Origin of the sequence: Dactylosporangium sp. CA-092794, from assembly GCF_050948465.1 — a bacterium.
In the GTDB taxonomy this organism is placed as follows: Bacteria; Actinomycetota; Actinomycetes; order Mycobacteriales; family Micromonosporaceae; genus Dactylosporangium.
This window is the reverse complement of record NZ_CP192044.1, coordinates 8,738,324-8,757,414: the sequence shown is the minus strand read 5'-3', so window position 1 is coordinate 8,757,414 and position 19,091 is coordinate 8,738,324. Positions and strand designations below refer to the sequence as shown.

Genomic DNA, 19,091 nt, shown 5'->3' with positions numbered 1-19,091 from the left:
GGCCCCCCGGCCCTCGGCCCCGGCCCCCCGGCCCTCGGCCCCGGCCCCCCGGCCCTCGGCCCCGGCCCCCCGGGCCCCGGCCCCGGCCCCCCGGGCTTGGGCGCGGGTTAGGCGACGCCGGATGGGCGGAATTGGACGCTCACGCGCGGGCCAACGGGGCGGGCTGTCTTCGGGATCGCGTGCTCCCAGGTGCGCTGGCAGGAGCCGCCCATCACGATCAGGTCGCCGTGGCCGAGGGGGAAGCGGATGCTGTCGCCGCCGCCGCGGGGGCGGAGCAGCAAGGAGCGGGGGGAGCCGAAGGACACGATGGCGACCATCGTGTCGAAGCGGGCGCCGCGGCCGATCGTGTCGCCGTGCCAGGCGACGCTGTCGCGGCCGTCGCGGTAGAGGCACATGCCGGCGGTCATGAAGGGCTCGCCGAGCTCCTCCACGTAGTAGGCGGTCAGGCGGCGGCGGGCCTCGGTGAGCAGTGGGTGGGGGAGGGTCTCGTCGGCGCCATACCACCGCAGGAGGCGCGGCACGTCGACCACGTCGTCATACATCTTGCGGCGCTCGGCGCGCCACTCGACCTCGTGCAGCAGGGTGTCGAGGATCGCGTCGGAGCCCAGCACCCAGCCGGGCAGGTGGTCGACCCAGGCGCCGCGGCTCAGGTGGTGGCGGGTCACCTGGCCGGTGAGCGACCCCAGGGAGGGGCCCGCGACGTCGAACATCGACGGCTGGTAGGCGAGGTCAATCATGGGTTGAAGTGTAGCGCGGGTTAGAACAGGCGTACGAGGGAATCGCCGATTGTGGCGGAGGGTGGTGGTTAGGTTACGGCGGTCCAGCGGACGACGGCCTCCGTGCGGCTGGTCACCTGCAGCTTGGCGAACACGTGGTTGAGGTGGTTCTTCACCGTCTTCTCGGTGAGCAGCAGCCGCCGGGCGATCGAGGCGTTGGACAGGCCCTGGCACAGCAGGATCATCACGTCCTCCTCCCGGTCGGTGAGGCCGAAGCGGGTGCGGGCGTGCTGCTGCACCCGCTCGCGGGCGAGCTGGTCGCGCACCATCGAGGCGGCCACGGACGCGGCGATCGGGGAGAGCCAGCCGCGGCCGCCGGCCACCTCGCGCACCGCGCGCAGCAGCTCGGGCGGCTCGAACTGGCCGTGCACGAGGTACCCCCGCGCGCCCTGGCGCAGCATGCCGGAGATCAGCTCCGCGTCGTCGTCGCTGGTCAGCACGAGCACGGAGGAGTACTGCGCGAGCAGGCCGATGACCGACAGCCCGTCGGCGATCGGCATCCGGTGGTCGAGCAGGGTGACCTCCGGGCGCAGCCGCCGGGCCGCGGCGAGCGCCTCCTGGCCGTTGGCGGCCTCGGCCACCACCCGCAGCTCGTCGTCGCCGTCGAGGATGCCGTGCAGCGCGGCCCGCACGATCGGGTTGTCGTCGACGACGAGGACTCCGGTCGGGGGGTACCGGTTCACCGCTTCACCGCGCGCCGACGGCGGAACGGTGGGCGCCGGCCCGGCGCGGCGGCTCGTCACGGGCCGGCAGTGGCACGCGCACCGTGATGGTCGTGCCGGCGTCCGGCGCCGAGTCGATGGACAGCTCGCCGCCCACCGTGCGGGCCCGCTCGGCCATGCCGACGATGCCGAAGTGGCCGGCCGACTGCAGCCCGGACAGGTCCCGCGGTACGGCGAACCCGACGCCGTCGTCGGCGATCTCCAGCAGCACGCCCGGGCCGATCGGCGCCAGCCGCACCAGGACCCGCCGGGCGTAGGAGTGACGGGCGACGTTGGCCAGCGCCTCGCGCAGGATGCTGGTCAGCTCGTACCCCACCGTGATCGGCGGGTCGACCGCGGCCAGCACGGTCCGCACCGGGGTGCCGGTCGCCGCGCTCCAGGTCGTGCACAGCTGCTCGACGCTCGTGGCCAGGTCACGGTCGGGCACGTCGAGCCGCATCTCCTCCAGCAGTTCCCGGGCCTGCCGGGCGGCCGCCGTGGCCCCGGCGGCGACGGTACCCGCCAGATGCTCGGCCAAGGCGGGCTGGCGGCGCAGCGACGAGGGCAGCGCCAGCGCGGCCAGCGACACGCCGCGCAGCGTCTTGGTGACCGAGTCGTGCAGCTCCCGGGCCAGCCGGGCCCGTTCGGAGGCGGCGGCCGAGCGCTGGGCGGAGGCGACCAGGCGGGTGGAGAGCTCGAGGTAGCGGGTCAGCGCGGCGGTGGCCATCGACGCGCCGATGCCGGCCAGCGCGCCCGCCATCGGGAAAGCGACCACGAACGCGGTGATCTCGGCGGGCGGCTCGGTGCGGTGCAGCACCTGGGCGATCACGGTGAAGCTCAGCGCCGCGTGGGCCGCCCACACCGGCAGTGCCCGCATGCCGAGCAGGACCCCGGCCAGCGCGCCGGCCCCGGCGGCGAAGCAGAAGTAGGCGATGCTGCCGCGGCTGATGGCGAGTACCGCGAAAATGACCAGAAAATCGGCGACGACCGCGATCACCGGCCGGCCGACCAGGGCCGGCCACCGGGCCAGCGCGCCCAGTTGCACGGCGGTGGCCACGGCCACCAGGACGAGCACGGCGACCACTCGCCACCGGTCGTCGACCAGCAGCAATCCGGCCGCCGCCGCGGTCATCGTGGCCACCGCGCGGCCTATGAGGACGGCCCGGCCCAACGCCGCCGCAGCGATTTCGCGGTCGGTACCCACCACCGGACGAACGCTACTGGGCGCCCGGGCGGCGGCGAAGTCCGGGCACGCGGCTTAATCGGAATTTGAGCCGGGGCTCAAGGTCGGCTAATTCAGGAGACGACCACCTCGTCGAGGTCCGGTGCGGGCGAGTCGTCGTTGTAGAACCGCAGCTGCAGCTCGCCGGCGGGCAGCTCGACGGTGAAGTGGAAGGCTTGCGGCGTCGTCCAGTCGGGGCCGGTCACCGGCCAGCCGCGGGCCGGTCCGCCGTTGATGCTGATCTTGATCGAGCGCGGGCCGTCGACCTCGTAGTACACCGTCACCGTGCGCTGTCCGGCGACGGGCAGGGTGGTGCGCACGAGCAGCGCGCAGGTGGCGCACAGGTAGCGGACCCGGTGGCCGCCCCGGCAGGTGGCGCAGGCGACGGCCGAAGCGCCGCCGGACAGGCGGTTGCCGGGGTCCTCGGCCTGGATGCTGATCGGGGCGAACCGCGGCGGAGCGCTCGGGCTCGCGGCCGGCGGAGACGGCGACACGGATTGCGGCGGCGACGCGGGGCCGGCCGGCGGGGCGGCGGTGTCGGTCTTCCCGCCCCGCGGGGCGATCAGCGGCGGCACCGCGACGGTCGCGGCCGCCATGCCGATGGCCACCACGGTCAGCCCGATCCACTGGCGCGACCGGCGACGCGGCGGCGGGCCGACCCGGCCGCGCAACAGGTCGGGCAGGCTGCCGTCAGTCACTGGCCCTCCACCGCGCCGAGAATACTGCACGGCGAAACGGCGCCGCCGCCCCGGCTCCGCAGGAACCCGGGGCGGCGGCGCCTGACCGTTAGGGCAGGACGTAGTCGTTGTTGAGGACGTACGGCGCGGGCTGCTGGTCGTCGCGACCGTCGTGCCCCTGGGGGTCGCACTGCCGGGCCGCCACGATGCACCCGTTGATCATCGCGGTCAGGGTCCGGTCGTCCCAGTCGTTGATGAAGTCATAGTGGAACGTCGGGCCGGCGCCGCTGGCGAAGTGCACCTTCGACATGTCACCGTTGACCGGCCAGGCCATCTTGAACTCGAGCTTCGGCACGGCGACCGGGTGGTCGTCCGGGCACACCATGCCCGCGGCGGTGTGGCTGTCGATCGGGTAGGCCATGTGGCTCTGGTGGTTGGGCGAGTCCAGGTGCAGCCCGTCCCAGCAACTCGGCGCCTGGTAGCGGATGTTGAGCTTGACGCTACGGTCGGTCGGGCAGGTCAGCGGGATGTTCTTGTTCTCGTAGCTGTCCCCGCACTCGAAGCCCTTCTCGGTCGCGGCGAGGAACTTGTCCGCGTCGGTGTTCTTCGCGTCGCCGACGACGAACCGCAGACCCTTCGGGAACGCCCGCACGCTGCGGTAGTCGGTCACGCCGGTCTTGTAGTAGATGACCTGCAGGCCCTCCGGGTTGACCGCGGTGTCGCCGTTGTACAGCGTCGGCATCCAGTAGGCGGACAGGTCACCCTTGGCCTTGCAGGTGGTCTGCCCCTTGCTCAGCGAGTCGATCGTCGAGGCCGCGTTCGTGGTGGTGTTGCCCATGAACGTGTGCGAGTGCGAGGCGCCCGGCAGGTTCGGGAAGACGATCGGGTCGTCCCCGACGTTGGACCGGCTGACCGAACAGTTGGCCTGGAACTCGTGGAAACCGCCTTTATTCGGGGGTACCTCGTGTGATGGCTTGACGTTGGTCACCGGGTTCGGCGCCATGATGTACCCGGCGGCGTTCGTCGTGCCCGGCGCGGCCGACGACGGGCCCGCTCCCGCTCCCGCGCTCGCGGAAGCCGACGCGCTGGCCGGCGGCGCGGGCGGATTCACCGTCGCGGTCGCCGGCGCCGAGGACGCCCCGAACACCTGGAACTCCCACAGCGAGTAGCCGTAGCCGGAGGACCGGGCCGTGCCGTAGAGCCGCACGTAGCGGCCCTGGCCGGTCACCGCGAGCGTCTGCTTGCCGCCGGTGGAGGTGGTGGTGGAGTACACCGGCGTCCATGAGGTGCCGTCCGCCGAGAGCTGGATCTGGTACGCCGTGGCGTAGGCGCGTTCCCAGTTCAGCACCACCCGGCTGACGGCGGTCGGGGCGCCGAGGTCGACCTGGATCCATTGCGGGTCGGCGAACGCGCTCGACCACCGGGTGCCGGTGTCGCCGTCGACCGCGGCCGAGGCCGGGAAGGCCCGCCCCTCTTCGGACGAGGCGGTCGCCGGCTTGCCCTGGGACAGCGGCTTCTCGTCGGCGCGGGCCGTACGCAGCGCGCCGGTGGCGAACCAGCCGAGGAAGCCAACGAGCGCGACCGTGATGCCGGCCAGCATGAACAGCCGCGACCGCGGCAGGCGTCGGAGGGACAGGGTCATCAATGCTCCCGTTTGGTTGATCGAACGCTTCACGCAAACCGGACGCTAGCGGCGGCCCGCGCCCCCGGCTTGGGCCCAAAGGCCCAGCGCAGGACCCAACGCCTGGGTTTTCGCGCCGATTCATGCCCGAAAGCCCGGCCCGACGGCAGGCAACGGCCACCACTTCGCCCGGCGCGGCAGCGCAGCCGTCACTCGCCGGGCGAAACATCCGATCGGGTCGGCCGGGGCGGCCGAAACTCTCCGGGATCATGATGCTCGCGGTGGTCGCAGCCCGGGTTTCTCATGATCCCGGAGACTTAAGGTACACAGGTGTACATCAACACTCCACGATCATGAAAAACCCTTGGTGTCGATGCGAATGCGGCATGATCGCGGAGACTTCTGGTCGCTGCGCTCCGCACGGCGGGCAATGCCGGCGGATGGCGAGGCGGCAACGGCCGGCCGCGCCGCAGGCGGGCGTGGCAGAGCGCCCAGCACGGCGGCGGGCGATGGGCGGCGGTGCACCGGTCGCAGGGAGGCGTGGTCGGCGGCGCGGCCCGTGGGACGGCGCGGGTGCGGCGGGCGGCGCGGTGGGGCGGCGGCGGGCGGCGCGGTGGGGCGGCGGCGGGCGGCGCGGTGGGGCGGCGGCGGGCGGCGCGGTGGGGCGGCGGCGGGCGGCGCGGTGGGGCGGCGCGGTGGGGCGGCGCCGAGCGGCGCGGTGCGGCGGCGGCGAGCGGCGCGGTCGGGTGGTGGGGCGGCGCGGCGGCGTGCGGCGCGGTGGGGCGGCGGGCGGCGCGGCGGGGCGGTGTCGGGCGGGCAGCGGCGGTGCGGTGCGGCCGCCGGCGTGGTCGATGGGGCGGGGCGGCGCGGGGCGTGGTCTGCGGCCGCGCGGGGCAGGGCGGGGCGGCGGTGCGGGGCAGGGCGGGGCGGCGGTGCGGCCGGGGCGGCGGTGCGGCCGGTGGTGCGGGGTGGCGGGGCGGCGTAGGCGGCGCGGTGCGGCCGGCGGCGTGGTCGGTGAGGCGGCGGGGTGGGGCGGCGCGCGGCGTGGTCGGCGGCGGTGGGGTGCGGCGGGGTGGGGTGGGCGGTGGTGGCGGAGGGGCTAAGGGGCGGTGCCGAGGAGGGAGCGGGTCACGGATTCGGCTTGGGACAGCATCTCGTCCAAGGCTTGGTCGAGGTCGGCGTCGGTGGGGGTGTGGCCGGCGTCGGCGGCGATCAGGACGGCGCGGCGGAGGAGTTCCTTGGCGAAGGAGGCGGTGACGCCGGCGGATCGGTCGGCGGCGCGGTCCAGGGCGGCTGCGGTGAACGGCAGGTCGCGGGCGTAGAGGCGCACGAGACGGCGGCGGGCGTCGGTGTCGGGGAGCGGGATCTCGACGGCCAGGTCGACGCGGCCGGGGCGCTGGGCGAGGGCGGGCTCGAGCACACTGACCCGGTTGGTGGTGAGCAGGAAGGCGACGTCGGCGTCGTCGCCGAGGCCGTCGAGGGTCTCCAGGACCGTGAAGAGCAGCGGCTGGGGGCCGCCGTGCCGGTCGCGGTCCTCGGCGACCAGGTCGCAGTCCTCCAGCACGACCAGTGCGGGCTGCAGGGCGCGGGCCATCCGGGCGGCCTCCGCGACGTGAACGATGGCCGGGCCGGCCAGCAGCAGCACGGTGAGCTCGGGCAGCGCGTTGAGCAGGTAACGCACCGTGTGGGTCTTGCCGGTGCCGGGCGGGCCGTAGAGCAGCAGGCCGCGCTTGAGGTGCTGGCCGGCGGCGCGCAGCCGGTCGCGGTGCTCGGCGATGCCGGTGATGTGGCGGCGGACCCGGTCCAGCACGCCGGCGGGCAGGACGATCTCCTCCTCGCGCACGGCCGGTCGCCGGTGGAAGGTGACCTCGCCGTTGCTGCGCGCGTAGGCGGAGCCGCCCAGCGACAGCACCTGTCCGCGCAGCACCGAATGGCTCAGCATGAGGGCGTGCACGGTGGCGATCAGGTCGGCCGCGATGCCCTCAGCCGGGGTGACGACCTCCATCCGCGCGAGCATCTGGCCGATTCGCGGCTCCGGCGAGCGCTGCAGCACCGCCACCGGAGCCCCGCCGTGGGTGAACAGGCGCAGCCCGAAGGAGACCGCCTGGCGGGTGGTGTCCGGGCCGGTGGCGATGGTGGTGTAGTCGACCGCGGCGACGGGGAACTGGCCGAAGCGCCCGGCGTGGTTGAGGATCTCGCTCAGCGACTGCTGGCGGCGCTGCTCCCCGCCGCCGATGCCGATCACCTCGTGGTGCTCCGAGCGCCGCTGGACCTCGCTCAGCGCGACGTCGAGGTCGGCGGTCAGCTGGGGCCTGACGTCGTCGGTGACCACGGCCAGCCCGAGCGGGTCGGCGCCCAGGTGCCGGCGCAGCACCGCATTGAGCGACGACTCGTCCGCCGTCTGCCGTTGCCGATGTTCGTTGACGACCTCGTCCAGAAATACCTGGTACGCCGAAAGAAAGGCCTCCGTGCGCTCGTCCACTGCATCCCCCGATGTTCGCCGGCGCGTGTGCATCCATGATGGCGAAGTTGTCGGGGCAGTGGGGGATTGGTTTGTGACTATCAGCTGACGGTCGCGCGGCTTTCACTGACGGTGACGGGGAGCCGGGTGGGGCTGACCATCACCCATGGGTTGCGGTACTCTGCGGATTCGACGGCGATCTCGGAGTACCGTCGCAGCAGCAACTCCATGGCGACCCGCGCCTCCAGGCGGGCCAGCGGCGCCCCGAGGCAGAAGTGCAGGCCGTGACCGAAGCCGAGGTGCGGGTTCGGCGACCGGTGCGGGTCGAACCGGTCGGGATCGGTGAACACGCGCCCGTCACGGTTGGCCGCCGCCAGCCAGATCATGACGATCGCGCCGGCCGGCACGGCGGTCCCGCCGGCGGTGGTGTCGGTCGTCGTCCGGCGGACCAGTCGCGGGAACGGGGTGTACAACCGAATCACCTCCTCGATCGCCGTGGGCAGCAGTGGCGGTTCGGCCCGCACCTCCGCCGCGGCGCCGGGGTGCGCGTCGAGGCACAGCACCGTGTTGCCGAGGGTGGCGGTCGTGGTGACGTGCCCAGCGAGCAGCAGTACCCCGGCGAATCCGACGATCTCCTCGTCGACCAGGCGTTCGCCGTCGGCCTCGGCGAGCACGAGCCGGCTGATCAGGTCCTCGCGCGGGGCGGACCGGCGGGCCCGGATGTGTTCCAGCAGATAGCCGTTCATCTCGCGTACCGCCGGTGCCGCCGCCTCCATCCGCTCCGGGCTCGTCAGCCGCGCGAGCGACTCGTCCGGACCCGCGTCGGAGCGCTCGAACAGGCGGTCGGCCCAGGTGCGGAACAGCGGCCGGTCCGTCGCCGGGATGCCGAGCAACTCGGCGATCACGATGACCGGCAGCGGATAGGCGAGGTCCTCGATGAGGTCGAACCGGCGCTCGCCCGCCACCTCGTCCAGCAGCCCGGTCGCGACCTCGGCGATGCGCGGCTCCAGCCCCGCCACCACCCGGGGCGTGAACGCCTGGCCGACCAGGCGGCGCAGGGTGTCGTGCCGGGGCGGGTCCATCCGCACGAAGTTGCCGCGCTCGAACAGGTCCAGGTCCTCCTGCCGGGGCCGCAGGTCACCCAGATCCGAGGAGTAGGTGGCAGGATCGGCCAGCACGGCGACGGCTTCAGGATGCCCCAGCACCGAGCAGCTGTGTTCACCTTGGTGGTACTGCACCGAGCCCTGCCGTCGCGACCGTTCCAGCCAGGCGTGCAGTTCGGTGAGGGTGGGGGTCGGCATCGCGGTACACCTCCGCAGATCGTTCCGGCACCCGGGCCTACCCGGCCGGCCCGGCAGCAAACCCGGATGCCCTGGGAGCCCATCCATTGATAAGGAAAGATTCCTTATTGATAATTGGCGCCAACCCCAACTCGTCCGTGGAGGTTCATCCGTGTTTCGACGCCTGCTGACCCTCGCCGCCGGCACGACGCTGGCCGGCGCCGCAGCGCTCGCGATCGCCACGCCCGCCCACGCCGCGGTCGCGGACGTCACTTTCGGTCCGCTGTCGATCGGCGATTATTGCCATTCGCGGTACCCGGCGGCCTGGATCGGCTTCTACGAGAGCGCCGGGCTGCGCTGCTACTCCGGTTCGCCCTCGCCGCAGCAGTATGTCGGGTCCGGCGATCCGTACCTCGCGTGCAAGTACCTCACCACCGACGTGGTGATGAGCGCCTTCCGCGGCACCTCCGACGCGCTGGTGTGCCGCGTCGTCCGTTAGCGCCGGTTTCCTGCATCCGGACGGGCGTCAACCGCCTCCGCGGAGGGTGAGCGCGCGGACCAGGTGGTCCACCGACCGTTCGGTCCGCGGCTCCAGCGCGACGATGAGCTCGTCGATGCCCAGGGCGGCGTAGTCGTCGATGAGCCGGGCGAACCGATTCGGGTCCGAATGGTCCGGCTCGGCGGCGGACATGCCGACCGTTACGCGGAGCGAACCCGGCTCGCGGCCCTCGTCCGCCAGGGCCCGCGCCATCGCGGCGAGGCGGTCGCGCAACCGGTCGTCCGGCGTGCCGTACCAGGCGGTGTTCCAGGCCTCGGCGTACCGGGCGGCCAGCCGCAGCAGGCGCGGGCCGCCGCCGGCGACCAGCAGCGGAATCGGTCGGTCCGGCGGTGGTAGCAGCGCTGCGTCGCGCAGCCGGTGAAATCCCCCGGAGGTGGTCACCGGTTCGCCACCCCGCAACAGGCCGCCGACGATCCGCAGGGTCTCCTCGAAGCGGGCCAGGCGGTCGCCGTCCGGCAGACCGTACATCCCGTGCTCCAGCCCGGGGGATCCGGCGCCGAGCCCGAGCACGAGCCGTCCGCCGCTGATCCCGTCGGCGGTCGCCGCCATTTTGGCCAGCAGCGCCGGAGACCGGAACGTACCGCAGGTGACCAGCGTGCCGACCGTCACCCGCCGGGTGGCCGCGGCCAGCGCCGAGAGGACGGTCCAGGCTTCCAGCACGCCCTCGGGCGGCCGCCCTTCGGGTTCGCTCAGGAAGTGGTCGCAGATCCAGACCGAATCCACGCCCGTTGATTCCGCGTGGAGGGCCAGCGCCCGCACATCGGTCCAGCCGGGCATCCGACCCGGTCCGTCCGATTCGGACATCGGCAGCGTGATACCGATTCGCACCGGACCACGGTAAGCCCGGTCACCGGCTCAGCAATGGCGCCGGTCGCCGGGTCGCCGGGTTCGGGTCGGCGGGTTCGGGTCGGCGGGTTCGGGTCGGCGGTGACGTTCGGTCGGTAGTGGCGTCGAGTTCGTGGCGGGCAGGGTTGGGGCCTGTATCAAGGTCGGTCACAGCCATTCGTTGATCGCGGCGATGTGCACCGCGGTTTCGTGGGCCGGCTCAACCCCGTCGATCCAGAGCGGCGCGACCCCAGCGGCCCCGCCCGCCGCGCGCGGCGCTGGTGGCCCCTGCGGCCGGTGCGACGTGCGGGTGGTGCGGCGTGCGGGTGGTGCGGCGTGCGGGCGGGCGGCGTGTAGGCGGTGCGGCGTGTAGGCGGTGCGGCGTTTTGCTTCCGTGATCATGCACCGGAAGCGTCCACTGGCTGGGATCCTCATGATCGCGGAGTGATAGTGCCGCTCCTGGTACATCATCACTCCACGATCATGGAGATCCCGCCATTCGGGACGCTCCTCGGCATGATCGTGGAAAGAAAGCGCCGCCGGGGGCCGTTCACCAGCGACCGGAGACCTTGCTCGTTGTCGATCTCGACGCGCCCGAACCTCAGAGCGGTCCGCCATCACCGCCCACTTTGACGCAGGCACGAACCGGCCAGGTTGCGCCAGGTGCTGGGGGCGATGCCCTCGCGCCGGCTGAAGGCGCGGCTCAGGGCCGAGGCCGACTCGTAGCCGACCAGCCCGGCGATTTCGGCGACGCCGAGTGAGGTCTCCCGGAGCAGGCGTTTGGCGCGGCATACCCGCCAGTGGGCCAGGTAGCCGAGCGGGCTCTCGCCCGCCGCCGTCCGGAACGCCGCGGCGAAGCCCGAGCGGGACATTGTCGCCTCGCGGGCCAGCGACGCCACGGTCCACGGGCGGGCGAGGTCGTCGTGCATCGCGCGCACCGCGCGGACCAGCCGCGGGTCGCGCAGCAGCCGGAGCGGGTCGGTGGAGCCCGGCGCGGCCGTGGCGGACAGGGCCCGCATCGCCTGCACGGTCAGCACGTCGGCGAGCCGGGTCGCCATCAGGTCGGTGGCCGCGTCGGAGTGGGCCCGCTCGCGTTCGATCAGTCCGAACGTGGCCCGCAGCGCCTCCGCCGCAGCGCGGTCGGTGTCGAGCCGGAGCAGCGGCGGCAGCGCGCCCGTGACCGCCGCGCCGGGGACGGCCTGGAAGGAGGCGCGGACCGCCGTCATTGCCGCCGGCCGGCCGGGTTGTCCCGCGCCGAAGCTCAGGGTGCCGCCGGACACCTCGGCGCACCCGACCGCGCCGCCGGCCACGCCGAGTCCCGGGGCGCCGCCGGCCATGCCGAGTCCCGGGGTGCCGCTGGCCATGCCGAGTCCCGGGGTGCCGCTGGCCATGCCGAGTCCCGGGGTGCCGCTGGCCATACCGAACCCCGGAGCGCCGCTGGTCGCACTGCGCCCGGGGGAGTCGGCGATCACGAAGTCCTCGCTGCCGCGGGCGATGAAACAGTCGCCGGTGGACAGGGTTGTCGTCGTGCCGCCGGCGCGCGTGGTCAGGGAAACGGTTCCCGTCGTGACCATGGCGATCCAGGCGCTCGAGCGCAGTGCGACGCGGACGCGCCACGAACCTCGCGCCTCGAGCCGGACCCAGCGCTGCATCGGCCACCTCGCGGACGATCGGTCAAGGATCTTGGACGCGAGGATACCCGCGCGGGCCGGGGCCGCCGATACGGTCGTCGGCGTGACCCATTTCCTCCTCGCGCAGCTGCGGCTGCGGTACGGCCACCAGTACCTCGAGCGTTACACGGCGATCCTGCCCGACCTGCGGACCCTCTTCGAGAGCCAGGGCGTCAGGCTGCGGCACAGCCTGGTCACCCGGGTCGGTCCGCTGTACGAGACGTGGAACCTGTGGGAGATCGACGACCAGGGGCACGTCGCGCGGGCCTTCGAAGGGATGCGGCAGCGGACCGAAGGGCCCAAGGTGGTCGCGGAGCTCGCCGCGATCGTGGAGTCGGAGCAGGTCCGGTTCGTCGAAAGTATCCCGCTGCCGGCCTGACGGGCTTATCATCGCCTGGTGACGATGACAATGGGTGAGCGCGATCCCGCACGCCGGGCGGAGCTGTCGCCGGCGGTGGCGCTGTTCCGCAGCCTGGGCGACGAGACGCGGCTGACAATCGTGCACGAGCTGGCGGGTGGTGAGCGCCGCGTCGTCGACCTCACCCGCACCCTCGGCCTGGCGCAGTCGACGGTGTCGGCGCACGTGGCGTGCCTGCGCGACTGCGGCCTGGTGGAGGGCCGGGCGGTCGGCCGGCAGATGCTCTACCGGCTCGCCCAGCCGGAGCTGCTGACCCTGCTCGACGCGGCCGAGCGGCTGCTCGCGGCGACCGGCAACGCCGTGGACCTGTGCCCGGTCTACGGCAATACCGAGCGGGAGTGCACCGCATGAGGCGGCCGTGCCGACCGGCGGCGCCCCGGGCATATATTCGGTCCGCGGCATCGCTGGGCGGGAGTGCACCGCATGAGCTGACCGATGGCGCCGTGGGCCCGTATTCGGTCCGCAGCGCTGCCGGGCGGGAGCGAACCGTATGAGCACGCCGGTGGCCGTGCTGACCGCCGAGCGGCGGCGGGTGCTGAACCGGCGCAGCCTGCGTCTGGCGTACGCCACCGCCGGCTACAACCTGGTGGAAGGTCTGCTCGCGGTGGCGGCCGGGGCCGCGGCGGGGTCGACGGCGCTGCTCGGGTTCGGGCTGGACTCGTTCGTCGAGGTGTTCAGCGCGCTGGTGGTGATCTGGCAGTTCCACGCCCAGGTGCCGCAGGCGCGGGAGCGGCTGGCGCTGCGCGGCATCGCGGTCTCGTTCTTCGCCCTGGCCGCCTGGGTCGCCGTGGAGGCGATCCGGTCCCTGGCCGGCGGTGAGCATCCCGCGACATCGCCGCTCGGGATCGGTACCGCTGCCGCATCGGTCGTCGTCATGCCGCTGCTGGTGTGGGCGAAACGGCGCACCGGCCGGGAGCTCGGGTCGGTGACCGTGGTGGCCGACAGCGTGCAGACCATGTTGTGCACCTATTTGTCGGCAACGGTACTGGCCGGTCTGGCGCTGGACGCCGTCCTCGGTTGGTGGTGGGCCGACCCGGCCGCGGCCCTGGTCATCGCCGCCGTCGCGGTGCGCGAAGGGGTCGAGGCGTGGCGCGGTGAGCAGTGCGACGACTGCTGCGGTTGAGCCGGGCTTGCAACCGGTACCCAGGTACAGGCCGCACCGCCCGCCGCGCCGCGGCCTCCGGGACCGGCTGCGACTGCGCCGAGTGCGGCCGACCAGCCAGCGCTTGAGCGTCTGCGCCTGCTGGCGCTGCGGGCCGCCTCCGGCTGCGACTGCGGTGTGCGGCTCCAGTGCTGAAGCGCCTCCGCCAGCCGCCGCTGGCGGGCGGCCGCGGCGAAGGCGCGGGGCGAAGGCGGTGGGGACGCAGCGAAGGCGCGAGGTGGTGGCGACGCAGCGCTGGCGCGGGGTGGTGGGGACGCGGCAATGGCGCGGGGTGGTGGGGACGCGGCAATGGCGCGGGGTGGTGGGGACGCGGCAATGGCGCGGGGTGGTGGTTGGGAGGTGCGGTGCGGAAGCGGAGGTCCGCCCGGCTTGGCGCACCGGCGAAGGTGCGACCGGGGCCGATCTCGCCGGGCGGCGAACGGTGGTCAGCGCAGCGGGCGGCAGTACAGGGCGGCGGGTGAACCGTTGGAGCCGATCCGGCGGGTGAAGGCAATGCCCGCCGTGTACTCGTTGTCGCCGCACTGGCCCTTGTAGTGGCCGTAGGCGAAGTCGCCGCCGTGGCCGTCCGACGGGCGGTTGTCGCCGCGGTCGAACCACACGGTCCGGCCGCCGGCTGGGAAGGTGGTGCCGGACGCGGCGCACAGGGCGCTGGACACGGCGGCGCCGCGCACGGCGTAGCCGATCAGGAACGCGCCGGCCGGGCACTGCAGCTTGGTGTAGCCGCCGGCCCAGTCCGGGCTGACGTACCGCTCGTCGGTGACCACCTGGTAGCCGGCGCCCGACGGCCACAGGTCGCCGGCGCCGGCGTCGGTGCACAGGCCGCGGTTGCCGTCGTGGGCCAGGCCGATGAGCCGCTGGCCGTCGGGGCAGGCCGCCTTGCGGGCGCCGGAGTCCCAGTCCGGCACGGCCCGCATGCGCAGCGACGCGATGAAGTCGCCGTGGTCCGGGCTGAGCATCGACCAGCGTGGTACCGGATCCACATAACCGGTCCGCCCGGGGGCGTCCACCAGGCGGTGCCACGCCGCGGAGCGCCAGTCGCCGCCGTCGTCGATGCCCATCAGGTTGCCCGCGCGGTCCCAGCTCAGCAGCGCCCAGCCGTTGCCGGTGCCGTTGTCCTGCCAGCCGACGAGCGGCCAATAGGCGAAATCGGTGTCGTTGGCGACCAGGTAGTCCACGAAGTTCTCGAACCAGGTCCGCGACGGGCCGGCGTCGGTGAACCGCCCGATGCCGAACTCGCTGATCCACAGCGGCGCGGTGAAGTGCTGGGCGCTCTGCGCGGCGACGTAGAACGCCTCCTGGTTGAGCACGGAGTACAGCTCGTCGCGGCTCAGGTCGCGGTAGCGCGGGTCGCTGGTCTCGCCGATGCCGGTCGCCCCGCTGTGGTGCGGGCCGGTGTAGTCGTAGAAGTGGGCCGAGAAGACCAGCTTGCCGGAGCGGACCAGGGTCGGCGACAGGTCCCGCACCGGCTCCAGCGTCGGGCGCCCGTGCGCGAACCCGTCGACCGGGATGCCGGTCCAGTTGATGCCCTCGACGATGATGAGCAGGTCGGGGTTGGCCTCCTGCAGGATGCGGTCGCCGACGTGCTGGGCGGCGGCATACCAGTCGTGGTTGTCGCCGAGGCCCCAGTTCGGGTCGTCCCACACCGAGCGGCGCACCTCGTTGTAGAGGTCGGCGCCGACCACGCGCGGATTGGCATGGTACCGCCGAACCATGAAGAGCCAGTCTTCCTCCCACGTCTGCGTGGACTGGCTGGCATTCCAGCGCTCGTTGCCGTCCACGCCGCAGCACCAGCGCGTGGTGTTGGTGTGGTTGTTGAGGATCACCGCGAGCCCGGCGCCGGTCAGCGCGGCGACCACGGCGTCGTACACCTGCAACGGCGTCAGCCCCCGCAGCCCGGGGTTGGCGGCCACCGCGGCGTCGGACACCGGCCGCTGGTCGTGCACCATCTCGTTGGAGAACTGCAGCCGGATGCTGTTGATGCCGATCGCCCGGAACTGCGCCACGATCTGCGCCAGCGGCACGCGGTCGAGCCCGAGCGGCATCCGTCCGGAGTTCTCCCCGGCGTGATGGTTGGCGTCCACCTCCGGATCGCCCGAGCCGTTCCAGGTACCGCTCGCGCCGTGCCAGTTGCCGGCCTTGAGCTTGAACCGCTGCCCGTTGGCATCCACGATGTACCGCCCGCGGGTGCTCAGCGGCGCCGTCCAGTCCGCCGCCGCGGCCGCAGCCGCCCGCTCCCCGCCCTCGGCCCGGTCGGCCGACACGAGCGGCACCAGCGCCACAACGACCGCCGCAACAACGAAGGACCCCAGCACCGAGCGCGCCACGGCTGCCGCCTCTCACGACATCAATCAATGATCGTGTATGTTATGGCGAACTTTCGGGCTGCGCTAGGCATGAGGCCCCGGATCCGTCCGCGTCGCGAACGGAGCCGGGGCCGCGAGCGTGACTCAGGCGGCGACCGGGCCGCGGGTGCGGCCCAGCAGCACCAGGCCGGCGCCGGCCGCCAGCAGGACCAGGGCCAGGGTGAGCAGGCCGGAGACGGCGGGGCCGGTGACCGGCAGGATCGAGGCCGCGCGGGGCGTGACCGTGATGGCGAGCTTCATCGCCCGCGGCGTGCCGTCGGGGGCCACGCCCTGGGCGATCGCGGTGTGCAGCCCGGTGGCCAGGTCGGCCGGGATGGTGACCGGCTTGGCGAAGTTGCCGTTGCCGTCGGTGACCACGGTGCCGAGCTGGATCGGGCTGGAGTACAGGTTGATCGTCACCGTCGAGTGGGCGGCGAAGCCGGTGCCGATGACCACGATGTTCTGGCCCGGTTCGGCCCGGTTGATGTCGCCCTTGTCGGTGGTCAGGGTCAGGTCGGTGGCGGGCGGTTCGGGCGGGGCCACCGGCGCGGTCGCGATCGCCTCGTTGGAGTTCGGGCTGGCGGCCGAGTCGGCGCCGGCCGTGCGGGTGATCACCGTGACCGTGTAGGTCTGGCCGGCGGTCGCGCCGAGCACGCAGGTCAGCGCGCCGGTCGTCGTGCAGGTGGCCGGGCCCGGCTGGGCGACGACGCGGTACCCGATGATGCCCGTGACGCCGGTCGGCGCCTGCCAGGTCGCGGTGAGCGACGACACCCCGCCGGTGAGCACCGGCGCCGCGGGCGTGGGCAGGACGGCGGTCAGGGTACGGCTGCCGCAGTCCATCGTGGCGCAGCTGACGTCGGCGGTGGTGTCCAGTTCGGCGACGCCGGCGGTGACGTCGAGCGTGAAGTCCGCGGCCTGCCAGGTGCCGCCGGTCGTGACCGAGATCGGCACCCGGACCCGGCACGAGTCGCCGGGATCGGGCAGGTTCGCGCCGGCGACCGCCACGGTGGTGCCGCCCTCGGTGGCCTCGACGCCTGGGCAGTACCCGATGCCGCTCGGGATGGTGCCGGTGCCGATCTTCAGGCCGGTGGGCAGCGTGGCGGTGTAGCTGATGTCCGGCACCGACCAGGAGGTGTCGTCGTCGCGGCGGGTCAGCCGCAGGGTCAGCCACGTGGAGCCGGGCACGTCGACGCTCGGGTCGTCGAAGTACGGCAGCAGGCCGGGCAGCTTGTCGACGGTCAGCGTGGCCGACGCGCCGGTGGCGGAGGCGTTGTCGGTCAGTGCGGAGAACGAGGACTCGGAGACGGCGTAGTCGCCGGAGATCGAGGACGTGACGTGCAGGGTCAGCATGCAGTCTTCGTGGGCGTAGACGGAGCCGCCGGCGAGCGTGACCGTGGTGGCTCCGCCGCTCCCGGCCACGTCGACGGTGCCGGAGCACGTGTTGTCGTAGCGGGCGGTCCCGGTGCCGACCAGTGTGACGCCGTCGGGCAGCGTGAAGGTGTACCCGAGGCCGGTGGAGTCGTCGTCCGTGTCGTCGTGCAGCGTCAGCCCAAGGTCGGAGGCGCCCCCGGGCGCGATCATCTCCGGGCTGAACTTGGCGGTGAGCGTCGACGGCACGGCGTTCTCCGGCTTGGCCGGTGCGGCTCCGGCGGGCTGCGCGCCGGCCGCGGCGGCGAGGGCGACCGCGCCCGCCGCCAGGAGACCGGCCAGCGGCCCGCGGACGCGGGCCGGCCGAGATGGATCGATCATGAGCTGTTTTCCCCCGTTGAGGCGCCGTACTCAGGCGCATTCGCCCGAGATTAGGGGACATAGCCCATTTAATCCGGAAAATCACCCATTTCCCGGCACCTCACGCCCGCGGTGGCTCGGGGTTGTGGTGGCGGCGCGCGGGCAGGCGGCGGGTCACCGGGAGGTGGCGCCGGATGGGGTGGCCTGCGGTCCGGCCTCCTCGATCAGGCGCCGGTGCAGCTCCGTGGTGAGCACGTGGATGGCGCGGGTCAGCTCGGTGTTGGTCTTGAGCTCCAGCTCCTGCTCGGTGAAGTCGTGATCGGCCTTGGCCTGCTGGAACGCGGCCTGCCGGTTCTGCCCGATCATCACGAACGTGGACAGGAAGATCGCCTCCAGCGACACGACCAGGGTCAGCGTCGGCCACGGGTTGCGCTCGGCGAACAGCATCCAGACCGCGAACAGCACGATGTGGACGTACACGAACCACATCGACCCGGCGAACGCCGTGATCGCGTCGGCGATCCGCAGCTGCAGGCTGGCCGCCCGCTGCTCCATGTGCTCGGCGACGACAGGGTGGTGGGGCTGGGGGCTCGTCATGACCGGCTCCTCGATCAGGGACGTCGCGCGGTGCGAACGTCGTTACGGTCGTCAAGGTAGAGCGCGGCGTGGAGGTTGCGCATGGCCAGCAGCGCGGAACGTACCTCCTGCAGCAGCTCCGTGGTGCTCAGCGGGCGGCCCCAGGCCCGCATCGTGGCCTCGTCGAAGCCGATCGTCTCGACCCCGCAGCCGTAGCGGGCGCCCACCAGCCGGATCACGTCGCAGTGCTGGTGCAGCACGTAGGGATCGTTGGTGACGAACAGCAGGCGCTCGCCCGGGACCGGCGTGTGGACGTGCTCGGCCCAGCCCAGCAGGGTGTCGGCCGTGTTCGCGCGCAGCGGCGGGCGGGTCGACGCGGCGGCCAGCACGTGGACCTCCGCCGTGCTGGGGCGCGGCGCGGGCCAGCTTCGGTGCCACCAGTCGTCGCCGCCGCGGACGGCGGCCGGCTCCGGCAGGTCCAGGGCGCGGCGCAGGCCGGCCGTCATCATGTCGGCCTCGGTCTCCACCGGGTCGAGGCCCAGCCGCAGCGCCTCGCGGTGCTCGCGGTCGTCGCGCCGGCGCAGGCTGCCCAGGCCGGTGACCGCGCGCGCGGCGAGCCCCTCGGTGAGGAGGCGGGCGGCGTACTCGGTGCGGCCCAGCGTGACCCGGATGCCGCCGCCGAGGACCACGACGTGGTCGTACCGGTCGTGCGCGGGGCGGTGGCTGCCGCTCAGGCCCAGCGCGTGGATCAGGGCCCGCAGCCGCGCGTCCAGCTCGCCGCCGTAGTCGATGCGCTCGGTGTCGAAGCGCTCCCTGACCCCGCCGCGGAAGTCCCACACCCGGGAGAACTCGGCCACGTGCTCCAGCGCATCGGCGACCGGGGTGCCCGGCACCGTACCGCCGAAGCGGGCGACCAGCTCCGCCAGCGCGGGCGAGGTCACCCACGCGCCGATCGAGGCCGCGATCGCTTCCGGGTCGGGGCCGCCGGGCCCGCACGGCGGCAGCGCCAACGGTTCCGTCACCATGTCCACTCCTGCCGCCGAAGACCAGCAGCCTACTGATGTGACGGCGAT

The 19,091-nt window shown here is 73.2% G+C and carries 17 protein-coding genes and 1 pseudogene; 4 read left to right on the top strand and 14 right to left on the bottom strand.

All coding sequences use genetic code 11. The features are described 5' to 3' along the window. Positions 1-107: 107 nt before the first annotated feature. The 7 genes from ACQPXD_RS37650 to ACQPXD_RS37620 form a co-directional block, all read right to left on the bottom strand. On the bottom strand, positions 108-737 hold the full coding sequence (locus ACQPXD_RS37650) for an alpha-ketoglutarate-dependent dioxygenase AlkB (RefSeq protein WP_432826606.1): 630 nt from the start codon (positions 735-737) through the stop codon (positions 108-110). A gap of 68 nt (positions 738-805) precedes the next feature. Further along, positions 806-1,459: a response regulator gene (locus ACQPXD_RS37645; protein WP_432826604.1), complete on the bottom strand. Its 654-nt coding sequence runs from the start codon at positions 1,457-1,459 to the stop codon at positions 806-808. A gap of 4 nt (positions 1,460-1,463) precedes the next feature. Further along, complete coding sequence (locus ACQPXD_RS37640) at positions 1,464-2,684, bottom strand: sensor histidine kinase (RefSeq protein ID WP_432826602.1); 1,221 nt, start codon at positions 2,682-2,684, stop codon at positions 1,464-1,466. Positions 2,685-2,773: 89 nt separating this feature from the next. Continuing rightward, entirely contained in the window at positions 2,774-3,397 is a 624-nt protein-coding gene (locus ACQPXD_RS37635) for a hypothetical protein (protein WP_432826600.1), read from the bottom strand. An 88-nt stretch (positions 3,398-3,485) separates the two neighbouring features. After that, on the bottom strand, positions 3,486-5,051 hold the full coding sequence (locus ACQPXD_RS37630) for a DUF1996 domain-containing protein (RefSeq protein ID WP_432826598.1): 1,566 nt from the start codon (positions 5,049-5,051) through the stop codon (positions 3,486-3,488). A 1,045-nt stretch (positions 5,052-6,096) separates the two neighbouring features. After that, positions 6,097-7,479, bottom strand: a complete 1,383-nt coding sequence (locus ACQPXD_RS37625; protein WP_432826596.1) for an AAA family ATPase — start codon at positions 7,477-7,479, stop codon at positions 6,097-6,099. Between the two features lie 80 nt (positions 7,480-7,559). After that, on the bottom strand, positions 7,560-8,759 hold the full coding sequence (locus ACQPXD_RS37620) for a cytochrome P450 (RefSeq protein ID WP_432826594.1): 1,200 nt from the start codon (positions 8,757-8,759) through the stop codon (positions 7,560-7,562). 151 nt (positions 8,760-8,910) lie between these two features. On the opposite strand from ACQPXD_RS37620, the gene ACQPXD_RS37615 reads away from it, so the two are divergent. Then, positions 8,911-9,237: a hypothetical protein gene (locus tag ACQPXD_RS37615; RefSeq protein WP_432826592.1), complete on the top strand. Its 327-nt coding sequence runs from the start codon at positions 8,911-8,913 to the stop codon at positions 9,235-9,237. 27 nt (positions 9,238-9,264) lie between these two features. Here ACQPXD_RS37615 and ACQPXD_RS37610 read toward each other — a convergent pair whose 3' ends face one another. The 3 genes from ACQPXD_RS37610 to ACQPXD_RS37600 all read right to left on the bottom strand — a co-directional run bounded on the left by ACQPXD_RS37610 (position 9,265) and on the right by ACQPXD_RS37600 (position 11,774). Then, positions 9,265-10,125 carry an LLM class flavin-dependent oxidoreductase gene (locus ACQPXD_RS37610; RefSeq protein ID WP_432826590.1) on the bottom strand — a complete coding sequence of 287 codons (861 nt, stop codon included), beginning with the start codon at positions 10,123-10,125 and terminating at the stop codon, positions 9,265-9,267. Positions 10,126-10,290: 165 nt separating this feature from the next. Further along, positions 10,291-10,593 (bottom strand): hypothetical protein, encoded by a 303-nt coding sequence (locus tag ACQPXD_RS37605; protein ID WP_432826588.1) that lies wholly within the window; start codon positions 10,591-10,593, stop codon positions 10,291-10,293. Positions 10,594-10,739: 146 nt separating this feature from the next. After that, positions 10,740-11,774, bottom strand: coding sequence for a helix-turn-helix domain-containing protein (locus ACQPXD_RS37600; protein WP_432826586.1), 1,035 nt, complete (start codon positions 11,772-11,774; stop codon positions 10,740-10,742). Between the two features lie 82 nt (positions 11,775-11,856). Between ACQPXD_RS37600 and ACQPXD_RS37595 the strand changes: the two genes are divergently transcribed. The 3 genes and pseudogenes from ACQPXD_RS37595 to ACQPXD_RS37585 form a co-directional block, all read left to right on the top strand. After that, on the top strand, positions 11,857-12,171 hold the full coding sequence (locus tag ACQPXD_RS37595; RefSeq protein WP_432826584.1) for a hypothetical protein: 315 nt from the start codon (positions 11,857-11,859) through the stop codon (positions 12,169-12,171). 24 nt (positions 12,172-12,195) lie between these two features. Beyond that, complete coding sequence (locus ACQPXD_RS37590) at positions 12,196-12,561, top strand: ArsR/SmtB family transcription factor (protein WP_432844094.1); 366 nt, start codon at positions 12,196-12,198, stop codon at positions 12,559-12,561. A 139-nt stretch (positions 12,562-12,700) separates the two neighbouring features. Next, a pseudogene (locus ACQPXD_RS37585) lies at positions 12,701-13,324 on the top strand (cation transporter); the annotation flags it as partial. A gap of 473 nt (positions 13,325-13,797) precedes the next feature. Here ACQPXD_RS37585 and ACQPXD_RS37580 read toward each other — a convergent pair. The 4 genes from ACQPXD_RS37580 to ACQPXD_RS37565 all read right to left on the bottom strand — a co-directional run bounded on the left by ACQPXD_RS37580 (position 13,798) and on the right by ACQPXD_RS37565 (position 19,043). Further along, positions 13,798-15,696, bottom strand: coding sequence for a glycoside hydrolase family 5 protein (locus ACQPXD_RS37580; RefSeq protein WP_432826582.1), 1,899 nt, complete (start codon positions 15,694-15,696; stop codon positions 13,798-13,800). Between the two features lie 123 nt (positions 15,697-15,819). After that, positions 15,820-17,463, bottom strand: coding sequence for a hypothetical protein (locus tag ACQPXD_RS37575; RefSeq protein ID WP_432826580.1), 1,644 nt, complete (start codon positions 17,461-17,463; stop codon positions 15,820-15,822). 153 nt (positions 17,464-17,616) lie between these two features. Next, entirely contained in the window at positions 17,617-18,039 is a 423-nt protein-coding gene (locus tag ACQPXD_RS37570; protein WP_432826578.1) for a DUF1003 domain-containing protein, read from the bottom strand. Between the two features lie 14 nt (positions 18,040-18,053). Beyond that, a complete protein-coding gene (locus tag ACQPXD_RS37565; RefSeq protein ID WP_432826576.1) occupies positions 18,054-19,043 on the bottom strand; it encodes a hypothetical protein in 990 nt (329 codons plus the stop codon). Positions 19,044-19,091: the final 48 nt, after the last annotated feature.